The organism is Variovorax paradoxus EPS (assembly GCF_000184745.1).
Taxonomy (GTDB): domain Bacteria; phylum Pseudomonadota; class Gammaproteobacteria; order Burkholderiales; family Burkholderiaceae_C; genus Variovorax; species Variovorax paradoxus_C.
In genome coordinates this window covers 3,231,721-3,242,883 of the sequence record NC_014931.1, presented here as the reverse complement: position 1 = coordinate 3,242,883, position 11,163 = coordinate 3,231,721, and the positions used below count along the sequence as shown (strand labels likewise).

General features: G+C 67.3%; 6 protein-coding genes. All 6 read right to left on the bottom strand.

Going from position 1 to position 11,163, the window contains the following annotated elements; all coding sequences use genetic code 11:
• Window positions 1-43 precede the first annotated feature (43 nt).
• Window positions 44-2,206 (bottom strand): glycogen debranching protein GlgX, encoded by a 2,163-nt coding sequence (glgX, locus tag VARPA_RS15000; RefSeq protein WP_013541422.1) that lies wholly within the window; start codon window positions 2,204-2,206, stop codon window positions 44-46.
• A 74-nt stretch (window positions 2,207-2,280) separates the two neighbouring features.
• Window positions 2,281-3,027: a mechanosensitive ion channel family protein gene (locus tag VARPA_RS14995; RefSeq protein WP_013541421.1), complete on the bottom strand. Its 747-nt coding sequence runs from the start codon at window positions 3,025-3,027 to the stop codon at window positions 2,281-2,283.
• Between the two features lie 67 nt (window positions 3,028-3,094).
• A complete protein-coding gene (gene treS, locus VARPA_RS14990; RefSeq protein WP_013541420.1) occupies window positions 3,095-6,406 on the bottom strand; it encodes a maltose alpha-D-glucosyltransferase in 3,312 nt (1,103 codons plus the stop codon).
• A gap of 111 nt (window positions 6,407-6,517) precedes the next feature.
• Window positions 6,518-8,587: an alpha-1,4-glucan--maltose-1-phosphate maltosyltransferase gene (locus tag VARPA_RS14985; protein WP_013541419.1), complete on the bottom strand. Its 2,070-nt coding sequence runs from the start codon at window positions 8,585-8,587 to the stop codon at window positions 6,518-6,520.
• Complete coding sequence (gene glgB / locus VARPA_RS14980; protein WP_013541418.1) at window positions 8,587-10,476, bottom strand: 1,4-alpha-glucan branching protein GlgB; 1,890 nt, start codon at window positions 10,474-10,476, stop codon at window positions 8,587-8,589. Before glgB ends, VARPA_RS14985 begins: the two co-directional genes overlap by 1 nt.
• A 214-nt stretch (window positions 10,477-10,690) precedes the next feature.
• Window positions 10,691-11,020 (bottom strand): hypothetical protein, encoded by a 330-nt coding sequence (locus VARPA_RS14975; protein WP_013541417.1) that lies wholly within the window; start codon window positions 11,018-11,020, stop codon window positions 10,691-10,693.
• Window positions 11,021-11,163: the final 143 nt, after the last annotated feature.

Sequence of the window (11,163 nt, the reverse complement as noted above, 5' to 3'; positions counted from 1 at the left end):
GCGCTTCGCGCTGCGGCATTCGCCTTGGGAACGGCCCGGCGGCTCATGGCCGCACATCCGGCCGGCTCATCACGACGAGCGAGCGGCATTGCAACGGATAGGCCGGCTCGGCCCAGGCAGGAGCGAGCGAGGCCGCGTCCTCGGTCGTGGGCGGCGGCGAATTGCTCGCGGTGTCCACCAAGAGCCGCCATGAACCATGCGGCGCCGCCGGCAGCGTGAAGGCGATCTCGTCGTGGTGCGCATTCATCAGCACCAGGAAGTCGTCGTCGTGCTGCGCCTCGCCGCGCGGGCCGCGGTCGGCGATGCCGCCACCGGGGATGTACATCGCGATGCAGCGGGCGTTGGCGTCGTTCCAGTCCTCGGGCCGCATCTCCTGGCCGTCGGGCTTGAGCCAGTAGACGTCGGTCACGGTCTCGCCTTCCGCCGGCTTGCCCGCGAAGAAAGTGCGGCGGCGGAACGACGGGTGCGCGCGGCGCAGCGCCACCACGCGCTCCACGAAGGTCGCGAGCGCCAGGCGCTCGGGCGTGGGCGTCCAGTCGAGCCAGCCGAGTTCGTTGTCCTGGCAATAGACGTTGTTGTTGCCCTGCTGCGTGTGGCCGCGCTCGTCGCCCGCCAGCAACATCGGCACGCCTTGCGACAGCAGCAGCGTGGCGAGCAGGTTGCGTTTCTGGCGCTCGCGCAGCGTCACCACCTCGGGGTCGTCGGTCGGCCCCTCGACGCCGCAGTTCCACGACACGTTGTGGCTGTTGCCGTCGCGGTTGTCTTCGCCGTTCGCCTCGTTGTGCTTGTCGTTGTAGGAGACCAGGTCGTGCAGCGTGAAGCCGTCGTGCGCGGTGATGAAGTTGATGCTGGCGCTGGGCCGCTTGCCCGACCAGCCGTAGAGGTCTTCGGAGCCGGTGACGCGCTTGGCCACCTCGCCGATGAGCCCGCCGTCGCCCTTCCAGAAGCCGCGCAGGCCGTCGCGGTACTGGTCGTTCCACTCGGCCCAGCCAAGCGGGAAGTTGCCCACCTGGTAACCGCCGTGGCCCAGGTCCCACGGCTCGGCGATGAGCTTCACGCGGTTGAGCGTCGGGTCCTGGCGGATCGCATCGAAGAAGCCGCCCAGGTTCTCCACCTTGCCCGATTCGCGCGCAAGCGCCGAGGCCAGATCAAAGCGGAAGCCGTCCACGTGCATCTCCTCGGCCCAGTAGCGCAGCGAGTCCATCACCAGTTGCAGCGCATGCGGATGCTCCAGGTTCACCGTGTTGCCGCAGCCGGTGAAGTCGTCGTAGTAGCGGCGGTTGTCTGAATTGACGATGTAGTACGAGGCGTTGTCCACGCCGCGCATCGAGAGCGTCGGGCCGAGCTGGTTGCCCTCGCAGGTGTGGTTGTAGACCACGTCCAGGATCACCTCGATGCCCGCGGAGTGCAGCGTCTTCACCATGGTCTTGAACTCCTTCACCTTGCCCGAGGCGCTATAGCGCATTTCGGGGGCGAAGTAGCCGAAGGTGTTGTAGCCCCAGTAGTTCTGCAGGCCCTTCTCGGCCAGGTGCCGATCGTTCAGGAAGCTGTGCACCGGCAGCAGCTCGACCGTTGTCACGCCCAGGCGCTTGAGGTAGTCGACCACCGGCGCGCAGCCGAGGCCGGCGTAGGTGCCGCGCAACTCGGGCGGCACGTCGGGGTGCGTCATGGTGAAGCCGCGCACGTGCATCTCGTAGATCACCATGTCCTGCCACGGCACCGAGGGGCGGCGGTCGTCGCCCCAGGTGAAGGCGGTCTCCAGCACGCGGCCCTTGGGCATCAGCGGTGCGCTGTCGCGGCGGTCGAAGGAAAGGTCTTCGCGCTTGCTGCCGACCGTGTAGCCGTAGAGCGCATCGCCCCAGCGCAGGTCGCCTACCAGGTCTTTCGCATAGGGGTCGAGCAGGAGCTTGTGGGCGTTGAAACGATGGCCCTCTTCCGGCTTGTAGGGGCCGTGCACCCGGTAGCCGTAGGCCTGGCCCGGGCGCGCCTCGGGCAGGTAGCAGTGCCACACGCCGTCGGTGCGCTCGCGCAGCGGAATGCGCTGCAGTTCATGGCGGCCGCGCTCGTCGAAGAGGCACAGCTCGACCTGGGTGGCGTGTTGCGAGAACAGTGCGAAGTTCACGCCCTCCCCGTCCCAGGTGGCGCCTCGCGGATAGGGCCGTCCGGGCCAGATGGCGGTGATCGTCGGATTGGTTTTTCGTGTCATTCAGGAAGCCGGTGTTTCAGTCGTTCGTGCAGTCGTTTGTTCGGTCATTTGTTCAGCGTTCGCTCTTCATCGGTTCAGCGCGGCGGCCGGTCGCTGTCGAATCGCGGAGGGGTGCCCACGGGCGTCACTCCGGGCGTCGGCGCCTTGCTGTCCTTGATTTGCCTGGGCCACCAGCGCTCGATCTGCGCCTTCGCCCAGTCCTTGCCGGCGAGCCCGAATGCCAGGGCCAGTGCAAAAACCACGCCCGCCAGGATCACGAGGAAGCTTTCGCGCACGATGTCGCCGCCCACCTTGATCTGGTCGAGCGCAATCAGGATCACGAAGGCCATCACCGCGTACTGCGCGACCTTGCCGAACGCCACCGCGTCCTGCATCTTCACGCCGCGGAAATAGCTGGACACCGCCTCGCCCACGAAGCGCGCGAAGTACGAGCCGAAGGCCAGCACCAGGAGCGCCACGAACACGTTCGGAACGAACCAGACGATGCGCCCCAGGAGGTCCGCGATGTAGCTCAGGCCCATGCCGTTGAAGGCGATGAGCAGCGAGGCCAGGATCACCAGCCAGTAGGTGAGGATGCCGAACACGCTGCTCGTGTCGCCTGCGAGGCCCCCCTGGCGCAGGAAGTTGTCGAGGCCCGCGCGCTCGGTGAGCACGTTGAAGTTGATGGCGCGCAGCGCCTTGGTGACCGCGAAGCGCGCCGCCTTGGCGATGAGCCAGCCGGCGACGACGACCACCAGCCCGATCAGGAGGCGCGGAATGAAGGCGCCGACCTGGTAGAGGATGGCGCGCAGCGGCTCCAGGTGAATGCCGAAATTTTCCATGTGTGTTCTTCCTCGATGTCGTGTTGTGTGTGTCGTGCGTTCGTGTCGTCCGCGTCGTGTCGCCGGATCAGCCGCGGGCCGGCCGGATGAGCGCGAGCACGCCGTGCAGCGGGACCTGTGCCCAGTCGGTGCGGTTGTTGAGCTCGTAGCGCAGCTCGTACAGCGCCTTGTCGAGCTCGAACAGCGCGAGCAGCTCGGTGTCCACCGCATCGCCGTAGCCGGCCAGGAAAGCCGCGCGCGTGGCCTGTTCCCAGGCGATGGCCGGCGCGGCGAGGCGCTCGGCCTCCTCCGGGCTCTGCGCCACCCGGCGCAGGGCCGACCAGCGCGCGTAGTTGAACGAGCGCAGCATGCCCGCCACGTCGCGCAGCGGCGAGCCCTTGGTGCGGCGCTCGTCGAAGGTGCGCGCGGGTTCGCCCTCGAAATCGATGATGACGAAGTCGTTGTCCTTCACCAGCACCTGGCCCAGGTGGTAGTCGCCGTGGTAGCGGGTCTTGACGCCCACGCCCTCCACCGGCCGGCGCGACGCGATGCCGGCCTGCAGCGCATCGGCCGCGTCGAGCAGCGTGCGCGCATCGGCCTGCGCGGCACCCGGCAGCAGGTCGATGCGTTCGCGCAGCAGCGCGAGCGTGGCGGTGGCGTCCTCGGCCGCATGCGCCTTGAAGCCCGCGTGGTCGGCGGGCGCGAGCGGCTCGGGGTCGAAGGCCGCGGCGCCGGTGCGCGTGGCGAGCGCGCGGTGCAGCTCGGCCGTGCGCCGGCCCAGCGTGGCCATGAGCGCGAGGAAGCCGCCGTGCACGTCGGCCACCTCCGTCGCCTCGGGCGCGTTGCCGTCGGTGGTGGCCGCGTCGCGCAGGAACCGTTCGAGATACCCCAGCGTGTAGTCCCAGCCGTCGCCCTGGTTGGCCATGTAGCTCTGCACCATCGCCAGCGTCATGGTGCGGCCGTCGTGGGTCATGTACTCCAGCGCGCCGAGCACCGGCACGCAGTTCGGGTAGCGCGCCACCTCGGTGAGGAAGCGGCCCATCTCCAGCTCGGGGTTGATGCCCTCGCGCACATGGCGGTAGCCCTTGAGGAACAGCGTTTCGTTCAGCGTGACCACCGTGTTGCTGCTCACGCCGCTCGGGCGGCCGACCGGCAGCGCGTCGATGTCGACCGCCATCTCCGCAAAGGCCGCCGTCGGCTTGAACACCAGCTTGCCGTTGGCCGTGGGCACTTCGGCGCCGTTGCCGATGGTGCGCACCAGCTCGCGGCAGAAGGCCTCGTCGTAGAAGGCATCGCCCATCAGGCCGACCTGCGCCTGCTGGCGGATGCGGGCGATGGCGGCCTGCGCCACGCCGGCCATGCGCTCCTCGTCGCGCTCTTCCCACGCCAGCGCGAGCGGCATGAAGTAAGTGGCGCCGCCGGGCGGGCCGTCCAGGTCGAGCAGCGGCAACAGCCAGCTCTGCCCGTTGGCTTCCCACACGGCGTGGTCGACCACCCGCGCGCGGCGGATGGCCGTGCCCTTGGAGGCATACCAGCGCTGGATCTCTATGTGGCGCGGCAGCGTCTCCAGCTCGAACTGGGTGCGCATGCGCTCTGACATGCCGATGCGCCACGGCATCACGCGCTCGCGGAAGAAGCTGGTCCAGCCGTCGAACAGCACCAGCGTGGGCCACTCCTGCAGCGCCACGCCCTGCTCGTGCCAGCTGGGCGCATCGGCCTCGGCCGTGAGCTTGAACCAGTAGAAGCCGTACGAGGCCAGCGTGAGCAGGTACGGCAGCTCGCCGATGGGCGGGAACGGCGCGCGGCCCAGCATCTCGATGGGCACGAAGCCCTTGAACTCCGAGAGGTCGAGCTCCACCGGCTGCGCGGCGCGCGAGAGGTTGAACACGGTGAGGATCACGTCGCCGTCGTACTCGCTCAGGTACGCGAGGATCTTGCGGTTGCCCGGCTTCAGAAAGCGCCGCTTGCCGCGGCCGAAGGCATGGCTGGTCTTGCGCACCGCGAGCATGCGCTTGGTCCAGTTCAGGAGCGAACTGCTGTCGCGCGCCTGTGTCTCCACGTTGAGCGCCTCGTACCCGAACATCGGGTCCATGATCGGCTGCAGGTACAGGCGCTGCGGGTCGGCGCGCGAGAAGCCGGCATTGCGGTCGGGGCTCCACTGCATCGGCGTGCGCACGCCGTTGCGGTCGCCCACGAACACGTTGTCGCCCATGCCGATCTCGTCGCCGTAGTAGATGATCGGCGAGCCCGGCATCGACAGCAGCATGCCGTTCATGAGCTTCACGCGGTCCAGGTCGTTTTCCATCAGCGGCGCCAGGCGCCGGCGGATGCCCAGGTTGATGCGCGCGCGCATGTCGGCCGCGTACATGGTGTACATGTAGTCGCGCTCCTTGCTGGTCACCATCTCGAGCGTGAGCTCGTCGTGGTTGCGCAGGAAAATCGCCCACTGGCAGCCCTCGGGAATGTCGGGCGTCTGCGCCATGATTTCCACGATCGGGTGCCGGTCTTCCTGCGCGATGGCCATGTACATGCGCGGCATCAGCGGGAAGTGATACGCCATGTGGCACTCGTCTCCGTCGCCGAAGTACTCCCGCACGTCCTCCGGCCACATGTTGGCCTCGGCCAGCAGGAAGCGGTTCTTGTACTGCGCGTCGATGGCCGCGCGCAGTTGCTTGATGACCGCATGCGTCTCGGGCAGGTTCTCGTTGCTGGTGCCGTCGCGCTCCACCAGGTAGGGAATGGCATCCAGGCGGAAGCCGTCCACGCCCATGTCGAGCCAGAATTTCATCGTCTTCAGGATGGCTTCCATCACCGCCGGGTTGTCGAAGTTCAGGTCCGGCTGGTGGCTGAAGAAGCGGTGCCAGAAGTACTGCTTGGCGACCGGGTCCCAGGTCCAGTTCGAGGTTTCGGTGTCGGTGAAGATGATCCGCGTACCTTGGTAGATCTGGTCGGTGTCGCTCCACACATAGAAGTTGCGCTCGGGCGAACCGGGCGGCGCGAGGCGCGCGGCCTTGAACCACGGGTGCTCGCTCGAGGTGTGGTTGATGACCAGCTCGGTGATGACGCGCAGGCCGCGCTTGTGCGCCTCGGCCAGCATCTCGCGGAAATCGTCCAGCGTGCCGTACTGCGGATGCACGTCCTCGTACTCGGAGATGTCGTAGCCGTCGTCCCGCAGCGGCGACGGGTAGAACGGCATCAGCCAGATGGTGTTGACGCCCAGCTCCTTCACATAGTCGAGCTTGGCGGTCACGCCCTTGAAGTCGCCCATGCCGTCGTTGTTGGAGTCGAAGAAGGCCTTGACGTTGAGCTGGTAGATCACCGCGTCGCGGTACCACAGCGGATCGTCGCTGTTGTCGATCTCGACGGTTTCAAGCGCGATGTGGGAGACGGGTGCATTCATGGGCGACAAACCTTCCTTCGTTTCTTTGTTGTTTCTCGGCTTCTCGGCTTCTTGGCTTCTTGGCTTCTCGGCTTCTCGGCTTCTCGGCTTCTCGGCTTCTCGGCTTCTCGGCTACAGGAAGTAGTCGAAGTCGCGCTCGTCGCCATGTCGGCGACGCACCACGAAGATGTGCGCCGGCACGCTGTGCGGATCGAGCCTCACGTAGTGCCAGTCGCCCTGCCAGGTGAAGCGCTGGCCGCTCAGCAGGTCGTGCATCTGGAACGGCTGCCCGTCCTTCACGCCCACGCTCGCGGGCTCCAGCCCGACCCAGCCCCACTGGGCGTTGTGCGGGTCGAGGTTGACCACGGTGACCACCACGTTGTCGCCGTCCGGCGATGCCTTGGCATAGGCGAGCAACTGGTCGTTGTCCACGTGCAAAAAGCGCAGGCCCCGGTCGCGCTGCAGCGCCGGGTTCTCGCGGCGGATTCGGTTCACCCGCGCGATGAAAGGCGCAAGGCTGGCCGGGTCGTCGTGGTTCCAGTGGCGCAGCTGGTACTTCTCGGAGTCGAGGTACTCCTCGCTGCCCGGGCCGCGCGGCAGGTGCTCGCGCAGTTCGTAGGCCGGCCCGTAGATGCCGTAGTTGGCCGCGAGCGTGGCGGCCAGCACGAGGCGCGACATGTACACCGCGGGCTCGCCGGTCTGCAACTGCTCGTGCAGGATGTCCGGCGTGTTGGGCCAGGCATTGGGGCGGAAGTAGTCGATGCCGGGCGCGGTCGAGAGTTCGGTGAAGTAAGCCTGCAGCTCCTCTTTCGTGTTGCGCCAGGTGAAGTAGGTGTAGCTCTGCGAGAAGCCCAGCTTCGCGAGCCGGTGCATCACCTTCGGCCGGGTGAAGGCTTCGGCCAGGAAGATGGTGTCGGGGTGCTCGCGCTTCACTTCGCCGATGACCCACTCCCAGAACGGGAAGGCCTTGGTGTGCGGGTTGTCCACGCGGAAGATGCGCACGCCCTCCCCGATCCAGTGGTCGAACACGCTCTTGAGTTCGGCCCAGAGGCCGCGCCAGTCCTCGCACTCGAAGTTGAAGGGGTAGATGTCCTGGTACTTCTTGGGCGGGTTCTCCGCGTACTGCACCGTGCCGTCGGGGCGCCAGCGGAACCAGTCGGGGTGCGCCTTCACGTAGGGGTGGTCGGGCGCGCACTGGAAGGCGATGTCCAGCGCGATCTCCAGCCCGTGGTCGGCCGCGCGCGCGAGCAGGTGCCGAAAGTCTTCTTCGGTGCCGAGCGCCGGCAGGATCGACTTGTGCCCGCCCTCGGCCGCGCCGATGGCCCAGGGGCTGCCCACGTCATCGGGTCCGGCTTCGAGCGCATTGTTCGGGCCTTTTCGCTGCATGCGGCCGACCGGATGGATCGGCGGGAAATACAGCACGTCGAAGCCCATCGCGGCGATGGCCGGCAGGCGCGCCTCCACGTCCCTGAAGGTGCCGTGCACACCGGGCATGGTGCCGGCCGAGCGCGGAAAGAGTTCGTACCAGGTGCTGAAGCGCGCGCGTTCGCGATCCGCGACCAGCGGCAGTTCGACCGGATGGCGCACCGCATGCCGGCGGTCGGGGTGGCGGCGCACCAGATCGGCGTATTCGTCGTCCAGCGCCAGCGCCTTGAGCGATGTCACGTCCGCGCCCGGGTTGGCGGCCGTGGCATCGAGTTCGGTGGCCCAGCGCTGCAGCTCGGCGCGGTCGCTGCCCTCGGCGCGGGCAGCCGCGGCGGCGATTTCGAGCGCGCCGACCTGCGCGGCGATGCGCACGTCCTGCGGGTCGACGCGGCGCGTCATCTCGTGGCGCCACGACTCGAACGGATCGACCCACGCGACCACGGTGTAGACGTAGCGGCCCACCGACGGCGGGGAAAACGCGGCCTCCCACACATCGTTGACCAGCGGCTTCATCGGCACCTCGCGGAATTCCTTCTGGTTCTGGTCTTGCGCGCGCCAGCACAGCTGCACGCGCAGCACGTCGTGGCCGTCGGTGAAGCAATGCGCGCGCACCGTCACGCGCTCGCCCGCCACGCACTTGACCGCGAAGCGGCCGTTGTCCACGTTGGGCAGCACCGCGTCGATGACCGCGCGCGAGGCGCCATGGTCGAAGCCGATGCCGGTGCCATCGAGGGCGCTCGCGGCGGCGAGCGGCTTGGTCGAGAAAATGTTCTTCATCAGGGCCGGTGCTCCAGGATCAGCGTGGACAAGGGCGGCAAGGTGATGCACACCGATTGCCTGTGTCCGTGGGAACGCACGGGCGCCGCCTCGACGCCCCCGAAATTGCCCCAGCCCGCGCCGCCGAACTCGGTGGCGTCGGTGTTGATCACCTCGCGCCAGTGGCCGCCCAGCGGCACGCCGAGCAGGTAGTTGGTGCGCGGCACCGGGGTCATGTTGCTCACCACGAGCAGCGGTGGGCTGCCGTCGGCGGCCTTGCGCAGGAACGCGAACACGCTCTGGGCCTCGTCGTTGGCCGTGACCCACTCGAAGCCCGACGAAGCGAAGTCGACCTGGTGCAGCGCGGGCGCCGCGCGGTACACGCGGTTGAGCTGTGCCACCAGGCGCTGCACGCCGCCGTGCCCTTCCTGCTCGCAGACCCACCATTCGAGCTCGCCGTCGTGCGTCCACTCGCGGCGCTGGCCGAACTCGCCGCCCATGAAGAGCAGCTTCTTGCCCGGGTGCGCCCACATGAAGCCGTAGAGCGCCCGCAGGTTGGCGAACTGCTGCCAGGGGTCGCCGGGCATCTTGTTGATGAGCGAACCCTTGCCGTGCACCACCTCGTCGTGCGAGAGCGGCAGGACGAAGTTCTCGTGGAAGGCATACACCAGCGAGAAGGTCAGCTTGTGGTGGTGGTACTTGCGGTTGACAGGGTCCTCTTTCATGTAGGCCAGCGTGTCGTGCATCCAGCCCATGTTCCATTTCTCGCCGAAGCCGAGGCCGTCCATGTCGGTGGGGCGCGAGACGCGCGGCCAGGCGGTCGATTCCTCGGCCACGGTGACGGTGTCGGGGTGCTCGCGGTAGACGGCGCGGTTCAGCGTCTGCAGGAAGTCGATGGCTTCCAGGTTCTCGCGCCCGCCGTGGCGGTTGGGAATCCATTCGCCGTGCTTGCGCGCGTAGTCGAGGTAGAGCATGGAGGCGACCGCGTCCACCCGCAGGCCATCGAGGTGGTACAGGTCCAGCCAGAACAGGCCCGAAGACACCAGGAAGCTGCGCACCTCCGGCCGGCCGTAATTGAAGATGCTCGAGCTCCACTCGGGGTGGAAGCCCTGGCGCGGATCGGCATGCTCGTACAGGTGCGTGCCGTCGAAGTAGCCCAGGCCGTGCTCGTCGGTCGGAAAGTGCGAGGGCACCCAGTCCAGCAGCACGCCGATGCCCTGCTGGTGCAGGTGGTCCACGAGGTACATGAAGTCCTGCGGCGAACCGAAGCGCGCGGTGGGCGCGAAGTAGCCGGTGGTCTGGTAGCCCCACGAGCCGTAGAACGGATGCTCGGTCACCGGCATGAGCTCCACATGCGTGAAGCCCATCTTCGTCACGTAGTCGGCCAGCTGGTGCGCGATCTCGCGGTAGCCGAGGAACTGGCCGTCCTTGCGGCGCCATGAGCCCAGGTGCACTTCGTACACCGACTGCGGCGCATCGAGCGCATTGAAGGGCCCGCGGTTGGCCATCCATTCCGCATCGCCCCATTTGTACGAAAGCTCGCAGATGCGCGACGCGGTGGCGGGCGGCGGCTCGGCGCTGAAGGCGACCGGGTCGGCCTTGTCGACCGTGTAGCCGTTATGGCGCGAACGGATGCGGTACTTGTAGGCCTGCCCGATGGCGGCTTGCGGCACATGCCCGCGCCAGATGCCCGTGCCGTCGGGGCTGGGCTGCAGCGGATCGGCATCGCCGGACCAGTAGTTCCAGTCGCCCACTACGGAAACAGATTCGGCGTTCGGCGCCCACACCGCGAAGTGGGCTCCGCCCTCTTCCTGCGGATGACAACCCAGCAAGTCATACAGGCGGGAGTGGGTCCCTTCCCGAAAAAGATAAGCGTCTCGCTCGCCCTGGAGTGAATGGTTCAACGGCACCGGCGTTCCTCGAATTGAATGGCCCGCGGAACGGTTGTTCAAGGAACGACGCTGGCCTCCGCATGGCTGCCACCAATTTGCAAGAACGAATGGCGTCGCGGTTACGGCCTCTGCCCCCTCGCCGTGTCAGAGAGCTGCCCGTGCGGTGCCCTGCAATGCACCGCAATGGCGTGCACGGCCTCGAATGAAACGGTTTCCCGTAAACCTCGGGCCCTCAGGCGGCGATCGCGTCGTCCTCGCGCGTGGTGCGCATGGCCTCGTTGGCAGCCTGTGCGCTACGGTGCACCGTGAAGTCGCCGAGCGTCAGCGTGATGACCGACTGACGCTTGTTCGTCCGGTAGCGCGCGACGGCGGCAAGCTCGATCGCGCGGAAGTTGTTCTTGCAGACATCCAGCAGCCGGTGGCCGACCTCGCGCGTGCCGAAGCCGTCGTGCAAGGTGTCTTCGGAAATCTGCGCCACGACCCGTGCGCCTTGCGGGCCGTCGGGGTAGACGGCAAGGCGCACCGAAGCGGTGTCGAAACAGTAAATACCCTCGAAATCCATGGCCGTGTCTCCTGTGTTGGGGGCGTTGTGCGCGGTGCGCCGCGGCAGGAATTGAAGGCGCGCGCGCCCACAGGCGGCGATGGAATTTGGCGCATGTTCGTGCAGGACGCGTCCTACATCGACACCTGCGCAGTCACCTACAC

Coding starts and splice junctions, on each gene's coding strand:
- glgX (WP_013541422.1), bottom strand. CDS start 2,206: ATGACACGAAAAACCAATCCGACGATCACCGCCATCTGGCCCGGACGG.
- VARPA_RS14995 (WP_013541421.1), bottom strand. CDS start 3,027: ATGGAAAATTTCGGCATTCACCTGGAGCCGCTGCGCGCCATCCTCTAC.
- treS (WP_013541420.1), bottom strand. CDS start 6,406: ATGAATGCACCCGTCTCCCACATCGCGCTTGAAACCGTCGAGATCGAC.
- VARPA_RS14985 (WP_013541419.1), bottom strand. CDS start 8,587: ATGAAGAACATTTTCTCGACCAAGCCGCTCGCCGCCGCGAGCGCCCTC.
- VARPA_RS14975 (WP_013541417.1), bottom strand. CDS start 11,020: ATGGATTTCGAGGGTATTTACTGTTTCGACACCGCTTCGGTGCGCCTT.